Origin of the sequence: Paenibacillus sp. FSL F4-0125, from assembly GCF_038008565.1 — a bacterium.
GTDB lineage: Bacteria > Bacillota > Bacilli > Paenibacillales > Paenibacillaceae > Paenibacillus_AQ.
The window spans coordinates 5,059,651-5,082,703 of the sequence record NZ_JBBOZJ010000001.1; the positions used below are offsets into that span (position 1 = coordinate 5,059,651).

A 23,053-nucleotide genomic window follows, 5' to 3' on the forward strand; every position below is an offset into this window, starting at 1 on the left:
CCCGCTCTATGCGGCAATGAATAGATTTATAATTTCACAGCATGTCCGCCGTCAAAAAAGTACAGCCAAATTTCGCTGATCGGTTCTCCCAAAATATCTTGTAATGCCTTGCTGTATAACTCTAGCTGAAAACGATATTTTTCCTTAAGCGCTTCTATCCCACCCTGATGTTCTAAAACAGAGTCCGTCTTATAGTCTAGCAGAATGATCCGGTCCTCTTCACGGAACAGGCAGTCAATCACCCCTTGGATCAGCACAGCTTCACTAAAGCTTTCATTATGATTCTCTGGGTTTAGCTCTGATACGGCTTTATTCATATAATCTAGCCCTCTATAAGCCTCGTCTGCGGGAACCATATAACTGAAAGGCATTTCTCTAAGCTTCCAAGAAGAATCTATTAATCTACGACCAAGTTCATTCGTATAAAAGGCCTCTATCTGAGCCGGTTCCACCGCCTCCACCTGCTCAGCAGTTAGAATAGCCACTCTCTCTAGTCGTGCTAATGTTTCTTCCACAACCTTAGGGTCAACTGAACCCTCAAGCGGAATATGCTGCATAACTGTATGGTAGGCTGTCCCGCGCTCCGCTGGGGTTAGACTGCGTTTCTCCATAAATTTCGGACGGCGTAAATGAAGACTGTCTGCTCCTGCCACATTTCTACGTTTATTGTTTTCTGTTGAGGTAGCAGGGTGGCCGCCTTCCTCTAGGAGATCATAAGAAGGCTGGTCCTGCATCGACAACAAAGCTTTTAACTCCGTAACAGAGGTTTTGGCAGGAATGCCAGAGGCAGCCGTATAAGGATAAGGCCATTCTAGTCTTCTGGCAATCTCTTCGCTATTCTCTGATCTATAAACATTTACAGATGCACCTTTTTGCAGCGCCTTGAGTACAGATAGACGTTCTTCTGCTTTGTCTTCAGCGTTATCCGCTGGAAGGAATGCCCCTGAATTCAGGTCGGAAGCATTCTGTACAGTGATGCTCCAGTTCGAGATATCGCTGTGCAGCACTGTCGAGACAGTACCTTCTGAACCACCTAGCTTACGAAGAATAGCCGCTGCCGGATGTCGGATCAATGCCGGTCCAACCCAGTCCAAATAGCTACGTCCCCGGGCTAATAAATGATCAGCAAGCAACAATTCTTCCCGATTCTGCACACTGCTCCAGCTAGCGATTTTCCTTGGTAAATCTCTTACGGTACCGACTAGAATCATCTTATCTCTCGGGCGAGTTAAAGCTACATATAATACCCGCATTTCCTCAGCCAATAATTCAAGTCGTGTACGACGATTAATAGCCAAATAAGGAAGCGTTGGGTAGCTGACACGTGTTTCCCGCTCCACAAAACGTGGTCCGAAGCCGAGTTCTTTGTGCATCAGGAATGGAGAGTGCAGATCCTGCCGATTAAACTGCTTCGCCATACCCGCTATAAAAACAACAGGGAACTCCAAGCCTTTGGATTTATGGATGGTCATTATTCTGACCCCGTTGCCCTCTTCACCACTGCCACCTGCTACACCAAGATCTCCGCCATTCTCACGAAGCCGTGAAATGAACACCAGAAAACGGAACAACCCACGCGCCGCAGTATCATTCTCAAATTGAACCGCCCGATCATATAAAGCCTTAAGATTGTTCTGGCGCTGCGAGCCTCCAGGCAGTCCTCCAACCCACTCCAGATAGCCGCTCTCACCATAAATACGCCAGATCAGCTCACTAAGACTGCCTTGTCTAGCTGCATCTCTCCAGCTATCAAGCTGTCTCAGGAAATTCTCAAGCTTACGCTTCAACTCTGGGTTGATCTGCGGTACAGCTTCACTTTCTGCTCCTACATCATGAACGCTATTGTCAAAAGAGGCCTCATTAGAGAACGTATTTATATCAGCGGTGCTTGCCGATTCCATTTCATGAGCTGAGAAAAGATCGTACTCTTCCTCATTTTCTTTTACACCTTGCATGTTCACTGCCACTTTTACAGCACGATAGAAAGAACCATGGCTGCACATCCGAACCGTAGCCAGTTCCTCTTCAGTTAAACCAACAACAGGTGACCGAAGCACGCCAGCGAGTGGAATATCCTGCTGAGGATTATCAACTATTTTCAAGAGTGAAAGTGCAATTTCTACTTCTGTGGCTTCAAAATATCCTTTATTCAGATCTCCATAAGCAGGGATTCCCTCCATCCGCAGCTCTTCGATGATTAAAGGGGTCCATATTCTCGCCGAACGAAGCAAAATCACGATATCACCATAAATCACTGGGCGCATAATCTTAAGCCCTTTATCATAAATCAGCAGCGGGGATCCGCCATTCAGGCCAGTCATCTGTGAAATACGCCGAGCAATCGCCCGTGCTTCCAGTTGCACAGTCTCACTCTCAATGGCTTCACTCTCCTGAAGTGGGGTCTCACTGTCCTCAGAAGTCTCTTCTACTTTACCTGCTGCCGCTCCGCGATCGATCAATAATAGCTCCGGTGCAAAAAAAGTATCTGGCCCCTTCTCTGCTGCACCCGGGAAATTCGCACCATACACAAGCTCAGCACGTTCGTCATAAGTAATCTCCGCCACTGCCCTGTTCATAATCTGCCGAAAAATCATATTTACGGCATTTACAACTTCCATACGACTACGGAAATTACGGGCCAGATCGATAACCGAACCGCCGGACGATTCATTAGGCTTATCAGATAACTCGCTTAGCTCGGATTCGCCTACTGTATTGCTGCCACCTCCGGCATTATTAGAGCCAAAGTTGCGGTATTTATCCAGGAACAGCCCCGGCTCTGCCAGACGGAACCGATAAATACTTTGCTTCATATCTCCGACCATAAATCGGTTACCAGGTGTTTCGCGGGAGATAAGCCGCACAATCTCTTCTTGCACACTATTCGTATCTTGATATTCATCTAACAGAACCTCATCGAATTGGGCACGGTACTCCATCGCTGCATCAGAAGGCAGGGAATGGCCCGGTAGAGAATCTGGATGACGTAAAATTTGCAGACAATAATGCTCCAAATCACTGAAGTCGACGAGACCCCGTCCTGCTTTTTCGACTCGGTAACGTTCACCGAACGCTATCACCGTCTCAGCAAGCTCTGCCATAAGAGGAGCCGCCTCATTCAGTTCTCGCAAAAAAACATCGGCAGGACGGCCAAACAATGCCTTCTGAAGATCTAAAATACTCTTCTTCACACTATCGCGCAGTTCTTTAACCATTTCCTGCAGTCCAGGATCTGTCGAATCCTTCTTACAAGCTTTCAATTTCCCAAAGTATACTTCCATGAAAATATCATATAATTCTGCCCATGGCCGTTCATTCACGGCCTCCTGCAATGCATTTACCATCTCAAGATCGGCCGTCAGATTCTCGGCATAAGGCGCCGGACCACCCGGCTGTAGCGCAATCTCCCGGCCTTGGATAAGCTGACTGGCTGCACCCGCAAGGGTCAGCTTCGCTTCTTCAAGAATACTTAGCACCCAAGGAGTTCGGCCTAAGCTATCTGTGTCTGGTAATGAGAAATCAGCTGCGGTATCACGAAGCCACTGCTCTGGCCAAGGATGGCTGCGGGCATAATCATGCAGTCGCTGTATGAGCGCATGTACCGCATCATCACTGCGTTCACCACTGAACCAGTCAGCAAGCTGTACAAATACACTATCCGCGCCATCTTCACCCACTTCACCATATTTTTCCTCCAGTAGCTCTTGAAGCAGCTCCTGCCGCATCATCTCTGCTTCATGTTCGTTCAGGATACGGAAACCGGGATCTATAGGAATAATCTGATAGTAACGCCGGATCACTTCCAGACAGAAGGAGTGTAGTGTTGTAATCGAGGCTTTCCCAAGCAACGACAGCTGACGGCGTAAATGGTCATTTTCTCCATTCTCCTCAAGCTCCCGATCGAGTGCTTCCCTAATCCGCTGGCGCATCTCGGCAGCAGCAGCTTTGGTAAACGTAGCTACTAGCAATCTATCTACGCTAAAGCCATTCTCTTCCTTGCTGATTTTGCGAATAATCCGTTCTACAAGTACCGCTGTCTTACCGGAACCTGCCGCCGCGGCAACGAGGATATCATCACCGCTCTCAGCAATGGCGCGCCACTGGTCATCACTCCATATGCTTCCTTCCGGTTTCGATTCTATTTCAGACTTCATACTCACGGTGTAGTTCCTCCTTTGCGGGACAGCAGATCCCAAATAACGTCCTTCCCTGGCTTACCCAGATTGTTGTAGCCATTGCCTTCCACGGCTTCATCGAACTGGCAGACGGGTCTAAAGGAACAGAATGTGCAGGCTGTCTCCTGCCCAATCCGGTATGGCTCAATCGCCACATCACCTTCCGTAATGCGTGTCCCGATATCCGAGATCGTTCCCCGAACGGATGATAATAAGTGCCCCCATTGCTCTGGTGTAGCTACAGAAGCACTACTATAAAAACTGCCATCAGCTTTTACTGCTACAGGCACGATAGAAGAATACCCTTTGTCTAAAGTCGTATCCATCAAGGATACTACCTCGCGGTCTGCTGTAAGCAGTCCTTTCATCTTGAAGCGTTTCAGCAATTCTTGTTCTGCCTGTTCCTTGTTCATCCCGTTAGATGAGGTTAACAGTGGGTCATGTACGTGGAAATACAGTGTCCCTGCTGGAAGCGCCGGTTGCCCGAGCCATTGCTCCGAGTACGTAAGCAGCACATCCAGATAGGTCAGCATCTGTAGCGATAATCCATAGTACACTTCATGCAGTTTGAGATCTTTTTGAGACGATTTATAATCAATTACTCGCAGAAGAATTCCATTCTCTCCACGGGCCATGTCTACACGGTCAATCCGTCCAACAACCTCCATCACACAGCCATTCGGCAGCGTAATTCTTAAAGGAGGCAACTCCTTATCCGGTCCAAAATCCAGCTCCAGCCCTACCGGCTCAAAGCTACCTCGGCGGGCATGCTCGCCCAGAATCACAGAAGCACGTCCAACAATGTTCTTTAGCTTGCGGGAAATGTATCCGTAACGTTTAGAGCTCATCAGAATTTCACCCTGTAGCATCGGCGATAAACGTTCTACCGTTTCACTTGCCTCACGCCGGCATTCCTCTGGAGACAAGCTTCCCCAGCCGCGGCCCTCTTCTTTCAGTCTTACCGCCATGTCACTTAACGCAGCATGGAACAGTTGTCCAATATCAGGTGCTTGCAGCTTATATAGCTGGCGTTCCTTCAATCTAAGTCCGTAGGATGCAAAATGGGAGAAGGAGCAAGCAACAAACTTCTCCATCCGGGACACACTGCCGCGCAGTGTCGATCCCCCATACAATCGCAGGCTAGTACCACGCTTTAGCTTCGTTCCCTCATTACGATAAAACAATGAACTGAGCAGACGTTTCAGTTCGAGGCTTCGTTTCTCATCAGACGCAAACCAATTATAAACATCCCACCACAATACAGGGATCTCGGTCCCTTGACGCCACTGGCGTAGCTGCATAATCAATGCACGAAGACTCTGTTCTGGATGACCAATGTAACCCAGGTGAATGGAATCTCTGACTTCATCTGGTAGTCCCGCAGAGGGAAGTGTGGATAGGATGTGCTCATGAACCCTTGGGAACATTCTATGCAAATGACGGATTACCTCAGAGGGAAGAAGCGCCTTGCCCTCATCATCAGCAGTGGCGTAGCTAATCCAGAGCTTTCGACTTCCTGTCGTTAGCGCATTATAGATCAAAAACCGCTCGTCCAGCAGCTTACGAGAAGCACCAGGAGCAAGCTCCATACCGGCGTTCTCAAGCACAGAGCGTTCGCCTTCCGAGAGAATTCCATCTTCCTTAAACTGCGCAGGCACAACACCTTCATTAAATCCAAGCAAAAAAGCGTATTTAACTCCCGTTGGTCGAGTCCGATCCATGTTACCAACCAGTACTTGATCGAGCGCGGGAGGAACAAGTCCCATCTTAAGCTCAGCAAGTCCTGTCTCTAGGACTCCGGTGAACACATCAAATTCAAGTCTTTCGTTGCCCATCATTTCAACGATCTGATCAAGCAGATCAAGCACTGCACCCCACAGCTGACTATGTTCTCTAGCCTTCTCGGGTTGCCCCTTCTCCATAGAATCAACACTAAGTTTCTCCAGCTTTCGAGCAACATCCGTCTCATCCAGCAGCTTGTACACGGCGGTACAAAGTTCAAGACCGCTTCTACTCTTCTGTATCCGTTTCTCAAAAGCAAATAGAGGACCCGTTATACTGGCACGGCATCGTTCCATCGTAGCAAGCAGTTCTTCATCCATCTGTCTGCCGCCTTCCAGCGACAAGCTAGGAATTCCTTTCCAAGAACGGCCATCCGTCCAGCGATACCCTTGAATCCCACAAGCCAGCACATAATTCTCTAAATCATCCATATCCTCACGCGTAATACTCCCGTCCAGCGGCAGCAAAAGCTCTGTCTTTACGCAGCGGAAAACATCCTCGAAGCGCCAGCGTCGACGCACTACATCCAATGCGGAACGTACAAACTCTACCAATGGATGATGCAGCTCATTTACCTTCTGGTCCAGAAAAAATGGCACTCCATAATCTTGGAACAACGGTTTAATCAGCTGTTCGTAATCTCCAATATTACGCATTAATACGGCCATTTCACCATATTTTGCACCTTCATCTCGTGCCAGCCTGATCATTTCACGCAGCGCTCCCTCAACCTCTGCTCTGTGAGAAACTGCTGCACCTATAGATATTGCTTCATTTGCCAGTTCATCTGCACCAAACCAGACCTTTCGACGGTCATATCCCCTTTCGAGATGAGCAAGAGCAGGACTTTCTTCAAAACGCGGAAGAACCGCTGGCTCCAAAAGCTCGTCCCACACATCCATGCCCAGCTCTTCAGCTATTCCACGCAGTTTAATGTAAGTAACCGCAGTTGGGTGAAATAATTCAAGCTCATTCAACTGATCTCCATAGGGATAGGAGCGATCAAGTGTAAGTGAGACGGTCAACTTCGATGCTTGCTGCATTAATTCTCTAAGCACTACGAATTCCTGTGGGGTAAAGCCATGGAACCCATCTACCCAAATCTCCGCTCCACGAATGTAGGAGGAATCAGGAATATGCTCAGCTAGTTCCGCTAAACGATCCTCTTCATCGATGTAGAGACGCGACATCTCCTTCTCTAAATCGCTGAATACCACCTGTAAATCATCCAGCTTTCCTTCAAGAATAGGGCTCCTTGCAATAGCGCCTCGCATTGCAGACAACTGATCCTCTAAATCAGTGGAAGCCAAGCAACAACGCTTCATCTCCGTATGCAGTTGATTCAGCCGTTCCACAAAACCCGGTCTGTCTGCTGAGGCACCGAACAATTTTAGTTCCTCTTTACGACGGCGGATAATTTTATAAATTAACATCTTTTTGCCTTCTTCACTGATAGGCAGGCTAGCGCTACCCCCAGTTTCCTGTTTCACCCGATAAGCAAGCCGAGAAAAACTTAGTGTCTGCGCCCGAATGCTCCCCTTCACATTCCCTACGGTGAGAAGCCCCCGTTCTGCTCCAAAAGAACCTTGCTCCGGTACTAGAATAATGATCGGTGCGCCAAGAGGCTCCTTCTCTAATGAAGATGAGATAGACTCCCATATTTTTGTTGTCTTGCCACTGCCTGAGCGGCCTAGTAAAAAGGTTACCGACATAAATGATAGACTCCTTCCGTAGCGGAGAAAATGTATATGACATAAGGTGAAATATCCACCGTGTGATGATGTTCAAATGAAAAAGTTCAGTCGTTCCTCGTCCCCTCAGTATAGCATAACCGCACAAATCAGAACATGCGTTTGCTAGTATTTTCTAATGATTTACAATAAAAAAGCTTCGAAGTAAACAGCAACTAACATATTTTGGTGACTTGCTGTTTAGTATTTCTAGTATTTCTAGTTTGTTAATACCCGGTGCGCAACGTTCTGCGTTCAACACTCAACATTTTTGCTTCTGCTAGCTACATTAATTACTTGCGGACTCAGGAGTCGTTATTCATGAATTTCGTGCTGTTTTGGCAACTTTTCGGACTCCAGTGAAGCTATTCGTCGCGAAAGTCCCCCATCTCGGCTAGTTTGAGGTCAATAGCGCCTGTGGAGTCCGTAACGGTCAAAATCTAGGCTTTTTTCGCTGTTTAGTTTCGTTTGAGTCCTATAGCAACTTCTTCCCTATGAACACCCTAAAGACTAGAGTCATTGATTTAACGCGGCTTATGAATTGAAAAATCGTCAGCTTTTGAAAAATAAGTTTTAGACTGCCGCTGTTGTCGTTCAACTAACGCATACTAATCCTAAGAGACTTATAGCGTTAATCTGCCAGTTAGGTTAATAGATAACATTGAACTATAGTTAAATATTTATCTAATCGGCGAAGTATAACGTTCTTGTCCTCAGTCAGGGGCAAAAAACATGATTCCTTAATCAAAAAAAGCCGCTAAATTAGCGACTTTCAATCTAACATGTGCGTTTCTTAATGAACAGTTGTATCTGATAATCCCACTGCAATATTCCAGTCACAATAATGTTATGAAGAACAAAATCTGGACACACATCGTATTCCGTCTTTGCCCTTTCAAGTAACTTTTGTAATACAGCATTCTTATTCTCTTCGGTACAAATTGCACACAGATAGTCCCCTTCTGGTAGTACAGTCAGCCCCTCTAAAGACGGATATTTCAAGCAAACAGCAAATAATCGTGTTATTCCTTCAGTCGTGAACATTCCTGCCATATCTTCAAACAGAAATTCTGAATGCAGAGACGTTTCAATTTGTTGATAGAAATGTCTGTGATAGTCCCATAAATTCTTAAGTGTGGGGCTTTCCATTTTATTCGAAAGCATAATTACCCTTTCCTCTATGTGTCTGACAAAGTAATTTTCACTTTGACTATAACCGTCGTGGAACTTATTTTCATAATGTAGATAGGCACGTTTAATTTTCGATTTTGCATACTGCAGACGAGCAATTTTATCGTCTGCTCTTTTTTCTGCTTGTTTTAGAAATGCAATTACTTTAGAGAGATCATTCTGCTGCAAAATATCTTTAATATCCATTAAAGTAAGATCCATTGCTTTGAGCAGTTCAATGGTTTGCAGCTTTACGAGCTCCTGCTCGGAATAGTACCGATATCCCGATAATTCATCTTTATGGCATGGCTTGACTAATCCAATACGATCATAGTGCCGCAAGGTCTCAGTGGTCATCTCTACGATCTCTGCTGCTTGCTTAATTGTAAAATAGTTCTTCATATCTACCCTCTTGACCTTTTTGTAACACAAAAGTTTATGATGATTAAAACATACACGACTGATAAACGCAACGAAAAACAAAATGAATTTATTAGGGTAGACTTTTTTAAGATCATTTGTTCAACTCTAATGCTTTGTTGCATATTGGAACTTGTCTGCATAGCAGCTTAAGATTGGCATTCGTAGGACTGGCTATATTTAAAAGAAAAATGATTTAACGAAGGAGCGTTTTATAATGAAAAGTACTGCAAAAAAATCACTAACTACTATAGGCATTTTGGTGACACTATTGATATCATTAGCAGGATGTTCCTCCGACGCCACTTCCATGGAGGAAAGAAATCACACCATACCTGCCCAAAAGATTGATACCTTAACAATTGATGTAAAGGACAAAAAAATAAATATCCTCCAATCTAAAGATGAACAAATTCATATTGTTTACTATGAAAGTGAGAAAGATTTTTACAAGATTAATCTATCTGACGATAAAGAACTGTCAATGGTAAGTGACAGTAATAAGGAATGGAACGACTATATCGGAGGAAAAGGCTCGCAAGTAACCAGAACTATTCAGGTATGGATACCTGATGCAACTTTAAAAAATTTGACTTTAAAAACATCAAATGAAAGTATTGTATTACCAACAATCGTGTTTTTAGGGACAGTGGAAGTAAACATAAATAACGGAAATATCCAACTGGACAAATTGAATGTAGGGACGGCTATAACCCTTGAAACAAAAAACGGAAATATTAGCGGTTCAATTTCAGGGTCATATGATGATTTCGCGATCTTAAGCAAGGTAAAGAAAGGTGATAGCAATTTGCCTGCCAATAAAGAGAATGGTTCGAAAAAACTATCTGCTTATACAAATAACGGCGATATTACCTTACGATTTTCTGAGTAGTGATGTACCCGAGGGCCAAAATTAAGCTTGATCGTGACTTCCTTCAAAATAAAGTATAAGCCGCATTTCTGGATTAGATTCGGACTCAGGAGTCGCTATTCATGAATTTCGTGCTGTTTTGGCAACTTTTCGGACTACGCAGACATACCTTGTTAATCCCGAATTCAACTTTTTTCAGAACATAACAAAAAATCCGCAAAAGGAGACCTCAAATGAGGACTCCTTTTACGGATCAAAATCCATTACCTATACGAAACAGCCAGTTTATTTCTTACTCCGCACTTCAAAAATCGCAAACTTCAGATAATGTCCTTCGTTAACGCCTAGAATCTGCGGATGGTCTTTCCCTGCGGCACGCCATTCCACAAGCCTCAATACTTTACCAGCATCTTTTGCTGCGTCTGCAATCGTTTCGAGGAATAGATCCGGCTGCATGTGGTAAGAACAACTTGCGGTAACCAAATACCCACCTTCATTCACCAGCTTCATGCCATGCAGATTAATGTCCTTATAACCGCGGCATGCACCTGCTACTGCACTTTTAGTTTTGGCAAACGCTGGAGGGTCTAGGATAACTACATCCCAAGTTCTGCCTCCACCTGCTGTCATCGGTTTGGAGGTATCGGTTTTGGTTGCTTTGCCCCCAGATTTAGCATTTGTAGTCGCTGCTGTTGATTCCGTTCCGCTTGCAACCGTCGCCCGCTCTGAACGTTCCTCCAGCCCCTTGACCTGATTGCGCAGATAGGCAAAAGCATCATCCACTACAAATTCCACTCGGTCACTAAAGCCATTCAGCTCCACATTGACCTTCGCACTCTCTATAGCATGAGCGGAAACATCTAGGCAGGTTACTTTTTTCGCGCCATATTTGCATGCATGCAGAGTGAAGCTGCCTGTGTGCGAGAAGCATTCCAGCACTGTAGCACCATCCCAATAAGGGAAGGTTACGTGTTTACCACTCTTATTTACCGGCAAAGTCTGTAGCGAGCCGTCTTCTGTTTCGATTTCTTGCAGTGTTATGCCGCTTCGTCCACCCCAGCCCTTCATGAGTGGCGCAATGGATGCTCTATTCTCACGCTGATCAAAGAAATAACCTGTCTTCTGGCCTTCTTCGATATCTACTACCAGCTTCAAGCCATTCTCACTTACAGTAACATGCCGTGGACATTCCCCGTATAGCACACCTGTAGTCTGCTCCAGCCCTTCCAGCTCGCGCACGCTAACATCACTGCGTTCATAAATACCACGCGGTGCCATAACCTGTACAAGTGCTTCAACAATCTCTGTACGGCGCTTGTCCATTCCGAGTGTAAGCAGCTGCACAACTAGAATATCTCCGAACCGATCCACAATAAGCCCTGGTAAAAAGTCCGCTTCACCATATACCAAACGGTAAGCATCTGCTCCCGGCAGGAACCGTTTTCTGTGCTGCAGACAATTCTCGAACCGCTCAGCGAAAAAAGCGGTGTCCATGATAGCCAAAGGTCCCTGTGATACAATTCTCACCCGAATTTGTGATGCTGGATTGTAATATCCTACAGCCAGAAACCGACCTTGATGATTAAGGACATCAACCAATCCTCCTGCTTCCGGGTTTCCTTCTACTGATGCCACTTCACCTGCGTAGACCCATGGATGGCCCTGTTCTAGTCTCTTTTTGCGATTACGTTCTAAAATAACCGATGCCAATGACTTCAACTCCCTGTTTTTCTAAAAATGATTTTATACATGTCCTACACGTTACTTTCATATATTGGTGTACAACCCTCGTCCAAAGGAGTATGCCCTATGTTCCGTGATCTGCTTTTCCCTATCATATATGGTCTTGTCATTTTTCTGGCTGGCATGAAGCTAATGGAAACCGCGTTGTCCAAGCTTGCAGGCCCTCTGTTAACTACAAGCCTGAATAAGGCTACTTCTACACCTATTAAAGGCTTGATTGCAAGCAGCGTACTGTCAGCCCTGCTCCAGAGCAGCACCGCAGTAACTGTACTCACCATCGGCATGGTAAATGCCGGCCTGCTCACCTATGCCCGTACACTCGGCATTATCTTAGGCAGCAACATCGGCACCACTTTGACTACAGAATTGATCGGACTTCACATCAATTCCATGGCCTCCCCACTGCTGGCTGCCTCGCTGAGTCTGTGGGCAGCAGCCGTTATAGCCGGGGAATTACCGCATATGTCACGAGCGGCAATACTGTGCCGGAAAATATCAGAGCCGCTGCAATTCATCAGCCTGGCTGTATCAGGATTCGCTCTAGTCCTATGGGGAATCGCAGTTATGCAGTCCATCGGCGGGACACTTCAGGAGAGTGGCCTATTCCTCTGGTTCCTGGATCACGCTGCCACAAGTGTCCTGTGGGGACTAGCCGCTGGCGCCTGTCTAACAGCCCTGCTACATAGCAGTGCAGCGGTTATTGCCATGGCAATGAGCATTGCTGCCTCGGGTGCCATGCCCCCAGAGCTCGGCATAGCCATCGTGCTCGGTGCTAACGTCGGCACCTGCGTCACAGCTGTCATTGCTTCCATCGGCGGCTCATCATCTGGTGTCTTCGTCGCTTGGTCGCATGTAGCCCTTAACATTGGCGGAGCGTTGTTATTCCTGCCACTTATCGGGCCCCTACAAGCAACTGCTGCATGGATTGGCGGAGGGGTCGCCTCACAAATCGCCCATGCACAGACTATTTTTAATGTAGTATGCTCGCTAATCGCACTCCCATTATGTTACCTGCCTGTATGGTCAAGACTGGAGAAACGTCTTCAATCGTAACGATATACTGTAACGCCTAAAACCCAAACTTTCCACAACTGTACTATTATACTTCAATCGAAAATATTATAAAACCGCGAACCATCGTAAAAAGTAATTACCGTCGAAGATATTGCGATAAGAGCGAATAAGCTCAAGGCAATATAATCGTTTTTGGAGAACGGACGACTGCTGTACCAAGTCCGTTTGCTCTTAGTTCCAAAGCCACGTAACTCCATAGCCGTACTAATATTCTCAATTCGCTCAATGCTAGTCAGAATCAAGGGCATAAGAATTGAAATGATATTTTTAAGCCGCTTAGGCAGCTTTTCTTTTCGAGAGATGTCTATTCCTCGTGCCTGAGCAGAGAACGATATATTCTCATAATCTCTTTGGATATCCGGAATGTACCGCAGCGCAAGCGATACAGAATATGCGATTTTATAGTTCACACCAATCCGGTTTAACGATGCTGCGAATTCACTGGGATTTGTGGTTAAAAGAAACAATAACGCCATAGGAATTACTACTGCATATTTAAGTGCAATATTTAATTGATAGAATAGTTGCTCCCATGTAACGGTATACCGACCTACAAGATGAACAATATCATGACGTGAACCGTAAACCTTTACACCTTCCAAAGGAGAGAAAATAAAGATAGCTATATGATTAAGAACAAAGAAAATCAAGATAAAATATAGGACAAAGGCGTACTCCTGAAATTGAACTTTAGAAATTCTAAAGGCAATTAAACTAAATAGCAGCATCACTATCAGACATCTTGTATCATATGTAATCATCCCTGTCACAGACCATACTATAAATAAAATCAGCTTAGTGGCGCCTGTAAGACGGTGAATAGGTGAATCCTGCTTCGTAAAAGTTAACATTGTGGCCTTCATCCGCCCCGGCTCCTCCTATCATATGCAATAAATCTTCTTACAAACTCTTCTGGCTGATCCAATTGGGCCTTCATAGCCAATGTAAATAGTGAGGTTTCCTTTAAGTTAGCATTCCTTACTACTTCTATATTGGTTAATACTCGCTCTGGTCTGTCATCCGCAAGCTTCACTCCATCAGATAACACTACAGCTCTATCAGCATACTCCAGCATAAGATGCATATCATGCGTAATCATAATGACCGTCATTCCCTGCGCCCGCAGCGTGAGAAGGAATTCCATCATTTCGTTATAGTGCCTATAATCCTGAGCTGCAGTCGGCTCATCCAAAATGATGAGTTCCGGCTCTAGAATCATAATAGACGCAATAGTTACACGTTTTTTCTGACCATAGCTGAGCGCCGAGATCGGCCAGCTACGAAAAGCATATAGACCGCATATTTTCAAAACATGATGCACTCGCTCACGAATAAGCTCCTCTGACACGCCTCGTAACTTAAGGCCTAGCGCAACCTCATCATATAAGAGCGTCTTAGAAATCATATGATTTGGATTCTGCATCACGAAACCGATCCGCTCTGCCCGCTCCTTAATCGTGTCCTTGGCAATGTCTCTTCCGTTCATCAGTATCGATCCGGAGGTGGGCTTATAAAATCCACAGATTAGCTTAGATACCGTGGATTTTCCTGCCCCATTTCGACCAGCAATACAAAGCATTTCTCCTTTATTGATGAAAAGGTTAAGCTTATGCAGCACAGGCTGATTTCTCACGTATCCAAAAGAAATATCTCGCAGCTCAAGTATAGGTGGACTATCCACCTTATCCTGTCGCGCATTATTGTTGTCATACCAGGTTTTAAGTTTACTTGAACAAGCCTCCAACTGAATTTCGTTTATATGCTGTGGATTCATATCTGATGTAATCGTACATCCTGCATACTTTAAAGCCGCCAAATAAAGAGGTTCCCGAATACCTACCTCTGAAAGTAGCTCAGTGCTTAACAGCTCAGCGGAAGGCATATCCGCCGCTACGCGTCCGTCATGGATCACAATAATGCGGTCCACCACACGGTGCAGTACTTCCTCTAGTCGGTGCTCGATAATAATAACTGTCTTGCCGGTCTCTTTTTGCACTCGGTCAATGAGTTCTATCGCTTTTGTGCCGGTATATGGATCTAAGTTTGCCAAAGGCTCATCAAATAGCAGGATGTCCACATCACCAACCAGAACACCGGCTAAGGTTGTTTTCTGCTTCTGTCCGCCGGACAGTTCCTGAGGTGAAGATCCCAAATAATCTTGGATATCCACCGCTGTTGCCGCAACTACTACTCTTTCTTTCATCTCAGCCTGCTGAACCGCTTGATTCTCCAGACTGAAGGCGATGTCCTCTCCAACCGTTAATCCCACAAACTGTCCGTCCGGGTCTTGCAATACTGTCCCTATCTGATCCGACAATGCTGCGATACTTAGTTCTTTCTGCTCCTGACCCATAATTTGCAATGATCCAGACATTTCACCTTTATAGGCAAAAGGGATGAGTCCGTTTATACAATGAGCCAGCGTACTTTTTCCAGAGCCTGAGGGTCCTACGATAAGCACCTTTTCCCCTTCGGCAATCGTTAAGTTGATACCTGTGAGTGTAGGTTCTTGCTGTGCTCGATATTGAAAACTGAAATCCTTAAATTCAATCACTGCTTTTCTCATCCTTGACCTTCCTCTTAGCTTCGTTTGAAGATATTCACAACCATTAGATGTTCAATAGCCATAAAAAAGCCGGTGATCTCCACCGGCTTTTGGTTTGGATTATATGCTACTCAGGCTTCTCTGGTCAAGCTGCCTTGCTTCGTTCTTGTCTTAGCATATGCAATTGCAAGTAGTGAGCCAATCACTGCCACAGTGACTATATTGGATGCTCCGGCGATAAGTCCTTGTGTGAATACTTTATTAGCTGGTTCCGCATAGATTAGAATATCTAGTACAGGTGCTACTAAGAACCAGGCGATTGCATTCGCTACAATCTGAGCCAGATTAAAACGAATCAGTTCCTTTCGTCCGAACTCCCCATCATGAATCCCAATTCTAGCCACCAGCAGACCAATGACGAGACCAACAATTCCAGAAGCGATCACCCAACTGAACCAAGGGGAACCGTAAAAAATTGCATCCTTCAATGTATGGCCGATCAGGCCAATAAGTAATCCGGCAAACGGACCGTACAACAGTGCGAACAATGCTAGTAAAGCGTATGTAGTTTCAATGTTAGTGTTTGGAATTCCGGATGGAATCGAGCCGAACCTGCCCAATATAACGAATAAAGCAGAACCGATACCAATCGCTACAATGGTCTTAATCGATAACATCTTTTGTTTTGCCATGTTTTTCATCTCCCCCAACGCGTCTTCTTTATTTTATGTGATTATACATCGGAATAGTCGGAATTACTATAGACTAAAATAAAAAAATCTGCAAAGCAACATGATGTTGGCTTTGCAGACCCCAAGATCTTTTATACAAATAGCTTGCTCTATCTATTTCACCGTAACGGTTACCGTCACTGTCTTGGTGCCAATCTTACCTTTAATAGATGCCGTCCCTTTGCTCACAGCTACAATTTGCCCACTAGCAGATACTCTAGCTACAGAAGGCTTAGAGCTGGTCCACGCTGCACTTCCAGTAACAATGGCCGTCTTTCCCGTATCATACTGCGCAGTCACAACTGCATTCTGCACAGCTCCCGGAGCCATCTTCAGTCTATTTTCGTTAACAGTCAACTTCATTAGTTTAGGAACTACATTAATTTTGACACTAGTAGCAATCCCTTGATAAGAACCTGATAACGTTGCTGTTCCTTCAGCTATAGCTTTAACGGATGTACTTTTAACCGTTGCAACTGCCTCATTCGAGGACTCCCAGTTCATGCTACTAGAAATATTCCCCGTCTTGCCGTTTGAGTAGTAAGCCGTTACCTTTATAGATTTAGAGCCTTTAATGTTCAGTTCGATCGCATTTGGTTCTACAACAAGCTTAGTAACCTTTTGTTCAATGGTCACCGGGATGCTGATCGTCTTATTAGCGTAGGTTCCCTTTAAAGTTGCAGAGCCCTTTACCAATCCTTTGATTACCTTGCCGGAAGATGTTGTCTTAATAATTGCATTCGTACCAGTAATTTCCCATTCCATAGTGGCAGTAGCATCAAGTTCATTTCCATTTTCCATTACAGCTTTTACTTCAGGAACGGCCTTCTCTTCGCCAGTAACAACCACAAAGTTCTCCTCTGGTCCTAGCAAGATATGTACCTTATCCTTAACTGTAACACTCACTACAACACTTTTATCCCGAATTGCCGCCTTGGAGGAGGTAGGGTTCTCGGATTTTATTTTGCCGACAATATTAACAGTACCAGCTGCTTCAGCAACAAGCTTGCCATCCTTGATGGTGGCGATCTCATCGTTGGCAGAAGTCCATTCGATTTCTTGACTAAGATCTAGCTTCGTTTCGTCCAGCTTAGTTCCGTTTACCTTTGGCAAACTTACGGAATCCTCTGTGAATATATCCAGCTCCGTCTTATCAGCTTCCAGGTTTGTAATCGTTGGATATACAGTTACTTTAAAGCTCTTACTAACGCCCATATGTTCTGCTTTAACATTCGAAGTTCCCACTGCTTTAGCAGTGACTGCCGCAGTATCACTTCCCGCAGTAACCGTTACCGCGAGCTGATTGTCTGAAGTCCATACTGCACTACCCGATACATTTGGAGTGGAATTCGCAGCATCCCGAACCTCTGCTTTAACGTTCAAACTCTCACCCATAAACAAGAATTGATCGCCTGATGGGGTTAACATTAATGCCTCAAAAGGAGCACGTACATATACATCCACAGTTTGTGTAATTCCCAGATAAGCTACTGTAATTACAGCTTTTCCTGCAGATAGGACTTTAATTTCTCCCTTATCTACCGTAGCAACACTTGTATTAGAAGAAGACCATTCCGCTTTCGCGGTAATATCATTTGCGGTCGATTTTGTAGTCTCTTTGGTAAACGCAGCTACTTTCACCGGATTATCGCCAACGAGCATTTCAATTTCCTTAACAAGGATATCATCATCATTCTTAATCTCAATCCCGGAATAAGGCAATTTAACTACTGCTTTGAAGGTTGCTGTTAAGTCCTTGTATTTAGCAGTAATGGTTGAAGTACCTTCACCTGCCAGGGTAATCTTACCTTCTGCAATCGTTAATACGCTTGTATTGGAGCTGCTCCAAGTGGTATCAGCCGTTACATCCTTTGCAGAAGTCGCTGTATCGCCACCAATTGCATTGGCTTTAACCAGCAATTTATCCTCTTCATCACCCAACTTATAGTTCCCCTCGGAGCTATATTCGAGCTTCAATTCTTTGATCGGATGTGAAACCTCTACTTCAATAGTAGCTAACGCATGATTATAAGTAGCTGTAATAATAGCTTTCCCGCTATCTATTGGAGTCAATAGACCATTTACTACTTTTACAGCGTTAGTGTTAGAAGAATTCCATACCACTGCGCCAGTCACATCTCTTTTGGAGGAGGATCCTTCCACATTCGCATATACCTTCAGTTGCTTTGGCGTTTGTCCAACCGTAAGCTGCACTTTGGCTGAGCTTTCGAATTCGATCGAGTTGATGTCGCCGGTAGCTGCAAAGACACTTACCGGAAAAACCGCAGTAGCTAACAATATCATGATGAGGAGCATTTTCGTCATTTTCCTGTACACAGTCATTTGTTCTCTCCCTTAGGCTATAATGTCGTTTGGTGGTTTAAACCCACACTCTTTTACTTATATCGACAATTGTACACCAAGTGTTTACCCTATAACTCCATAAAGCCAAATTCAGGACTTTCAGACTAGATGAAAAGGTAAGGGTTGATCAATATATAAGGAAGTAATATGCTAGCTACTACATTCTTTATTGAACCAAGGGGGTTACGATGAGTTCAGAGAACGTTCAACTAGAGGCAATCCCTTCTTCAAAACAGGAAGATGGCTTCCTTAAAGGGGTAAAAGATTGCATTCCCACACTACTCGGTTATTTGAGCATCGGACTTGCCGCAGGGGTTGTTCAAAAGACTGCCGGACTCAGCATTGCTGAGATTGCCTTAATCAGTCTGATTCTTTACGCGGGATCAGCTCAGTTTATAGCTGCTGGAATGATAGCCGTAAGCAGCTCGCCTGCGGCCATTATCATTACGATTTTTATCGTTAATCTTCGTCATATTTTGCTTAGCGCAGCTCTTTCACCTTATTTCCGACATCTTACCCCACTGCGAAATATGCTGGTTGGTTCTTTATTAACCGACGAGACCTTCGGTGTCGCCATCAATCAAACCTTGAATAAGGAGCGAATCAGTGAACAATGGATGCACGGACTTAACATCACCGCTTATTTAAACTGGTTTCTTGCAAATATAGCCGGTGCTTTTTTGGCCCAGTGGATTTCAGATCCGGATCAATTCGGTTTGCAGTTTGCGTTACCCGCCATGTTTATCGGCATCCTTGTGATTTCCATGATGGACCGCAAAAAAATAAGACTTGATTTGGTTGTCGCAATCCTTGCAGTGATCATAGCTATAGGAAGCTCCTTCCTGTTCTCCAGTAGTGTTGGAGTGATTATCGCAACAGTTATTGCATCTACAATAGGGATGGTGTTTGAAAAATGGAAGTAAGATGGGATGTTCTGCTGATCATTCTGGGGGCAGCTTTGGTGACCTTCATTCCAAGGGTGGTTCCATTAATGATTCTAAGCCGTTTTGAATTACCTGAATGGGGAATGCGCTGGTTGAATTATGTTCCTATCTCTGTCATGGCGGCATTAATAGGTCAGGAGATCTTCTTGAATGATGGAAAATTCTCACCTATAGCTAATAATATTGAGCTTTTTGCAGCAATTCCTACTTTTTGGATCGCGATAAAAACCCGGAGTTTACTTGGTACTGTACTGGCAGGTGTAATTTCAGTTATGATTTTGCGGATGGTTTTTTGACCATGCAAGGGACCCCAAAAGCCATGAATTGCAGTGGCTGCTGATGCACCCATCTCTTATCTGACTACTTCTTGGCGCTACGCTTAAGAATTCGTTATCAGAAGTAGCTCATTATTTGGAGTTTTATTAGTACTTTAATTGGTGGTTTTTGGGTGCATTTTATGCACTCCATTTGTGTCACTACCGAACCTCCCTTAGTCGCTGTTGGCATAAAAACATCAAATACATCAGAAGTTTCGTATAAAACAACTTTTCTGCGTAATGGATCATGATTCATCATGCCAGTTTCGTCCATAAAAGTGTTAAAAAGATGACGTAGTACAAGTCATTTATTGTGATTGTAAGCGAGAGCTTCTCTTTTAGCCGTTTCACACCTTTTGGGCGTTATCTGGGGGATTTATACACCTCTTTCAGTCGTTTCGCGCCATTCGGGCCTTATCTGGGGGATTTATACACCTCTTTCAGTCGTTCCCCGCCATTCGGGCTTTATCTGGGGGATTTATACACCTCTTTCAGCCGTTTCGCGCATTCTGGACGTTATCTGGGGGATTTATACACCTCTTTCAGTCGTTTCGCGCCTTTCGGGCGTTATCTGGGGGATTTATACACCTCTTTCAGCCGTTTCGCGCCTTCCGGGCGTTATCTGGGGGATTTATACACCTCTTTCAGTCGTTTCGCGCCATTCGAGCGTTATCTGGGGGATTTTTACACCTCTTTCAGCCGTTTCGCGCCTTTCGGGCGTTATCTGGGGGATTTTTACACCTCTTTCTCACATTTCCCACCTTTCGGGCGATACGGGCGTAGCTTTGGCCTACTTTGCAAAATCACTGCTAATATATGTACCACTTTCCCAAGAAAATTTTCCTTGGGGTCCGAAAGTATGCTCAAACTGATAAAAAGCATGCTAGTAATCCCATAGAGAGCCGCAAGATTAGGAGAGATCTATGCCTTTCTCATATAGCAGCTATGCCTCGGCTATGCGGCTGCACTCCTCAGCCAACGTCAAAAACACAAAGGAGCAATTCTCCATGAACGGGAGAATTGCTCCTTTGCTGTCTTTTAACTAACGTCTATTCCTTAACGAACAGCCTGCTTAAGACCGCTCTGACTTACCCCGATCAGTTCGCCTCGGCATTCATTCACACCAGCTTCGGTGATCTTCACATCACAAAGTTCGCCTTGAAGTGAATCCTCACCCTCAAAGAACACCTGTAAATAGTTATCACTGAAACCATGTTGCGTACTGCGACCCGGCGCACCCTTGGCTGATCTTTCTGGAATTACGCTAAGCGTCTGTCCAACAAACTTACGGGCATAAGCTAATTGCATCTCTTCAGATAGATCAATCAGTTCCTGAACGCGTACATTTTTGATCTCCTCATCGATCTGATTCTCCATCCTTGCTGCAGGCGTACCTGTCCGCTTGGAATAAGGGAAAACATGCATCTCGGAGTAATTTATAGCTTTCATGAAATCGTAACCTGCACGGAACATCTCATCGGTCTCACCCGGAAATCCAACGATAACGTCAGTGGTAATTCCCACATCTGGCATCGCCTGGCGGATCAATTGCATTTTGGCGTAATACTCTTCGGTCGTATATTTACGGCGCATCGCCTTCAGCACATCATTATGTCCGGCTTGTAGCGGGATATGCAGATGACGGCACATTTTGGAGGAACGGTTCAGCACCTCAAGCAGCTTCTCATCAATCTGACTAGCTTCGATAGAACTGATACGTACGCGTTCCAGTCCATCCACCTTATCTAGATCCCACAGCAAATCGGAGAGACGGTAATTATCCAGATCATCGCCGTAACCTCCGGTATGAATACCCGTAAGTACAAACTCCTTATATCCTGCTTCTACCAATTGATGCGCTTGAGCGACAATGCTTTTGGGATCACGACTGCGGGACAGCCCCCGCGACCATGGAATGATACAGAAGGTGCAGAAGTTGTTGCAACCATCCTGAATCTTCATAAACGCACGCGTCCGATCCGCAAAGCCTGGTACATCCATCTCTTCGAACTCACGTGTCTTCATAATATTACGCACAGCGTTAACCGGCTGGCGTGAGGCTTCAATGTTCTTCACATGCGTCATAATCTGATCGCGGTCCTGGTTACCAATAACAAGATCGACTCCGGGAATATCTAGAATCTCCCCAGGCGAAGTTTGCGCGTAACAGCCTGTTACGGCTACGATAGCCTCCGGATTACGGCGCACGGCACGGCGGATCATTTGACGGCTTTTTTTGTCACCTGTGTTAGTTACAGTACAAGTATTAATCAGATATACATCGGCGGGACCCTCGAAATCAACCTGCTCGTAACCTTCATTTTTAAATAGCTGCCAAATGGCTTCGGTATCATAGAAATTCACTTTACAACCTAAAGTATAAAACGCTACGGATGGCATCTCTTAAGCTCCTCCCATTTCTCCAGATTCATATAAAATACAAGCAGCGGCAACCATGCCCGCTGTCTCACAGCGCAGAATACGCCGACCTAATCCTACGGATACTGCCCCGGCTTCCTCTGCTTTTTGGCATTCCTCCGGCGTAAAGCCTCCCTCAGGACCTACTACTACCATTACCTTCCCACCAGTCTCTGGCGAGAGCGATGCTAACCAAGGCGCAACACTGCTACGAAGCTGCAAGCCTTCCTCTTTTTCATAGCAGAAATAAACGGCATCATACTCGCTAAAAGTCTGCAAGAGCTGTTTCCAAGAAAGAGGTGAAGCTACAGCCGGAACGATATTCCGGTGAGCCTGTTCGGCAGCTTCCTTACAAATTTTACGCCAGCGATCCAGTCGTTTGCTTTCCTTACGCTCGTCGTATTGCACTATTGTGCGCTCTGACAGAAAAGGAACAAAGCTCACAGCACCAATCTCTGTGCACTTCTGAATGACCGTTTCCATCTTATCAGCCTTAGGCAAGCTCTGAGCTACTGTAATTTTAATTCGAGGTTCATGCGTCATCTCCAGAGACTCCAAGATGTTCACAGTGACCTCCCCAATTTCAATCTGCGCAATCTCTACTAATGCCTCACGGGAAACACCATCGCTCACAATAAGCTTGTCCCCTGCCTTACCACGCATCACTTTAGCAATATGACGGGCATCTTCCCCATCAATTCTCACGGTATCCGCACCAAACTGCTCCGGTGTAACGAAATATCGCTGCATCTCATCATCATCCTGTTCA

At 45.2% G+C, this 23,053-nt stretch carries 15 protein-coding genes; 5 read left to right on the forward strand and 10 right to left on the reverse strand.

The features are described from left to right. Positions 1-26: 26 nt before the first annotated feature. From addA to NST74_RS22575, 3 genes are all read right to left on the reverse strand, one after another. Positions 27-4,154 (reverse strand): helicase-exonuclease AddAB subunit AddA, encoded by a 4,128-nt coding sequence (addA, locus tag NST74_RS22565; protein ID WP_341115957.1) that lies wholly within the window; start codon positions 4,152-4,154, stop codon positions 27-29. A 2-nt stretch (positions 4,155-4,156) separates the two neighbouring features. Beyond that, positions 4,157-7,669 carry a helicase-exonuclease AddAB subunit AddB gene (addB, locus tag NST74_RS22570; RefSeq protein WP_341114514.1) on the reverse strand — a complete coding sequence of 1,171 codons (3,513 nt, stop codon included), beginning with the start codon at positions 7,667-7,669 and terminating at the stop codon, positions 4,157-4,159. Positions 7,670-8,464: 795 nt separating this feature from the next. Continuing rightward, positions 8,465-9,259, reverse strand: coding sequence for a MerR family transcriptional regulator (locus NST74_RS22575; RefSeq protein ID WP_341114515.1), 795 nt, complete (start codon positions 9,257-9,259; stop codon positions 8,465-8,467). Positions 9,260-9,494: 235 nt separating this feature from the next. Here NST74_RS22575 and NST74_RS22580 point away from each other — a divergent pair, with 235 nt between their 5' ends. Further along, complete coding sequence (locus NST74_RS22580; RefSeq protein WP_341114516.1) at positions 9,495-10,169, forward strand: DUF4097 family beta strand repeat-containing protein; 675 nt, start codon at positions 9,495-9,497, stop codon at positions 10,167-10,169. 264 nt (positions 10,170-10,433) lie between these two features. Here NST74_RS22580 and NST74_RS22585 read toward each other — a convergent pair whose 3' ends face one another. Further along, the gene (locus tag NST74_RS22585; RefSeq protein WP_341114517.1) at positions 10,434-11,858 is read right to left on the reverse strand and encodes a class I SAM-dependent rRNA methyltransferase; all 1,425 of its coding nucleotides are present in this window, start codon (positions 11,856-11,858) and stop codon (positions 10,434-10,436) included. A 99-nt stretch (positions 11,859-11,957) separates the two neighbouring features. Between NST74_RS22585 and NST74_RS22590 the strand changes: the two genes are divergently transcribed. Next, positions 11,958-12,944: a Na/Pi cotransporter family protein gene (locus NST74_RS22590; protein ID WP_341114518.1), complete on the forward strand. Its 987-nt coding sequence runs from the start codon at positions 11,958-11,960 to the stop codon at positions 12,942-12,944. A gap of 53 nt (positions 12,945-12,997) precedes the next feature. Here NST74_RS22590 and NST74_RS22595 read toward each other — a convergent pair whose 3' ends face one another. The 4 genes from NST74_RS22595 to NST74_RS22610 all read right to left on the reverse strand — a co-directional run bounded on the left by NST74_RS22595 (position 12,998) and on the right by NST74_RS22610 (position 18,566). Beyond that, the gene (locus tag NST74_RS22595) at positions 12,998-13,828 is read right to left on the reverse strand and encodes an energy-coupling factor transporter transmembrane component T family protein (RefSeq protein ID WP_341114519.1); all 831 of its coding nucleotides are present in this window, start codon (positions 13,826-13,828) and stop codon (positions 12,998-13,000) included. Beyond that, complete coding sequence (locus tag NST74_RS22600) at positions 13,825-15,531, reverse strand: ABC transporter ATP-binding protein (RefSeq protein ID WP_341114520.1); 1,707 nt, start codon at positions 15,529-15,531, stop codon at positions 13,825-13,827. Before NST74_RS22600 ends, NST74_RS22595 begins: the two co-directional genes overlap by 4 nt. 110 nt (positions 15,532-15,641) lie before the next feature. Continuing rightward, positions 15,642-16,211 carry an ECF-type riboflavin transporter substrate-binding protein gene (locus NST74_RS22605; RefSeq protein WP_445668152.1) on the reverse strand — a complete coding sequence of 190 codons (570 nt, stop codon included), beginning with the start codon at positions 16,209-16,211 and terminating at the stop codon, positions 15,642-15,644. A gap of 144 nt (positions 16,212-16,355) precedes the next feature. After that, positions 16,356-18,566, reverse strand: a complete 2,211-nt coding sequence (locus NST74_RS22610; RefSeq protein WP_341114524.1) for a hypothetical protein — start codon at positions 18,564-18,566, stop codon at positions 16,356-16,358. Between the two features lie 227 nt (positions 18,567-18,793). Here NST74_RS22610 and NST74_RS22615 point away from each other — a divergent pair, with 227 nt between their 5' ends. The 3 genes from NST74_RS22615 to NST74_RS22625 all read left to right on the forward strand — a co-directional run bounded on the left by NST74_RS22615 (position 18,794) and on the right by NST74_RS22625 (position 20,738). Then, entirely contained in the window at positions 18,794-19,528 is a 735-nt protein-coding gene (locus tag NST74_RS22615; protein ID WP_341114526.1) for an AzlC family ABC transporter permease, read from the forward strand. Further along, positions 19,519-19,845, forward strand: coding sequence for an AzlD domain-containing protein (locus NST74_RS22620; RefSeq protein ID WP_341114527.1), 327 nt, complete (start codon positions 19,519-19,521; stop codon positions 19,843-19,845). Before NST74_RS22615 ends, NST74_RS22620 begins: the two co-directional genes overlap by 10 nt. A gap of 377 nt (positions 19,846-20,222) precedes the next feature. Then, positions 20,223-20,738 (forward strand): hypothetical protein, encoded by a 516-nt coding sequence (locus tag NST74_RS22625; protein WP_341114529.1) that lies wholly within the window; start codon positions 20,223-20,225, stop codon positions 20,736-20,738. A gap of 184 nt (positions 20,739-20,922) precedes the next feature. On the opposite strand, the gene mtaB is transcribed toward NST74_RS22625, so the two are convergent. Continuing rightward, positions 20,923-22,266: a tRNA (N(6)-L-threonylcarbamoyladenosine(37)-C(2))-methylthiotransferase MtaB gene (gene mtaB, locus NST74_RS22630; RefSeq protein ID WP_042130364.1), complete on the reverse strand. Its 1,344-nt coding sequence runs from the start codon at positions 22,264-22,266 to the stop codon at positions 20,923-20,925. A 3-nt stretch (positions 22,267-22,269) separates the two neighbouring features. After that, positions 22,270-23,034 carry an RsmE family RNA methyltransferase gene (locus NST74_RS22635; protein ID WP_042130366.1) on the reverse strand — a complete coding sequence of 255 codons (765 nt, stop codon included), beginning with the start codon at positions 23,032-23,034 and terminating at the stop codon, positions 22,270-22,272. Positions 23,035-23,053: the final 19 nt, after the last annotated feature.

What these genes read in the sequence shown, in the direction of transcription:
- addB (WP_341114514.1), bottom strand. Translation starts at nt 7,669, where the DNA reads ATGTCGGTAACCTTTTTACTAGGCCGCTCAGGCAGTGGCAAGACAACA.
- NST74_RS22620 (WP_341114527.1), top strand. Translation starts at nt 19,519, where the DNA reads ATGGAAGTAAGATGGGATGTTCTGCTGATCATTCTGGGGGCAGCTTTG.
- NST74_RS22605 (WP_445668152.1), bottom strand. Translation starts at nt 16,211, where the DNA reads ATGAAAAACATGGCAAAACAAAAGATGTTATCGATTAAGACCATTGTA.
- NST74_RS22580 (WP_341114516.1), top strand. Translation starts at nt 9,495, where the DNA reads ATGAAAAGTACTGCAAAAAAATCACTAACTACTATAGGCATTTTGGTG.
- NST74_RS22590 (WP_341114518.1), top strand. Translation starts at nt 11,958, where the DNA reads ATGTTCCGTGATCTGCTTTTCCCTATCATATATGGTCTTGTCATTTTT.
- addA (WP_341115957.1), bottom strand. Translation starts at nt 4,154, where the DNA reads ATGAAGTCTGAAATAGAATCGAAACCGGAAGGAAGCATATGGAGTGAT.
- NST74_RS22595 (WP_341114519.1), bottom strand. Translation starts at nt 13,828, where the DNA reads ATGAAGGCCACAATGTTAACTTTTACGAAGCAGGATTCACCTATTCAC.
- NST74_RS22615 (WP_341114526.1), top strand. Translation starts at nt 18,794, where the DNA reads ATGAGTTCAGAGAACGTTCAACTAGAGGCAATCCCTTCTTCAAAACAG.
- NST74_RS22600 (WP_341114520.1), bottom strand. Translation starts at nt 15,531, where the DNA reads ATGAGAAAAGCAGTGATTGAATTTAAGGATTTCAGTTTTCAATATCGA.
- NST74_RS22610 (WP_341114524.1), bottom strand. Translation starts at nt 18,566, where the DNA reads ATGACGAAAATGCTCCTCATCATGATATTGTTAGCTACTGCGGTTTTT.
- NST74_RS22635 (WP_042130366.1), bottom strand. Translation starts at nt 23,034, where the DNA reads ATGCAGCGATATTTCGTTACACCGGAGCAGTTTGGTGCGGATACCGTG.
- NST74_RS22575 (WP_341114515.1), bottom strand. Translation starts at nt 9,259, where the DNA reads ATGAAGAACTATTTTACAATTAAGCAAGCAGCAGAGATCGTAGAGATG.
- mtaB (WP_042130364.1), bottom strand. Translation starts at nt 22,266, where the DNA reads ATGCCATCCGTAGCGTTTTATACTTTAGGTTGTAAAGTGAATTTCTAT.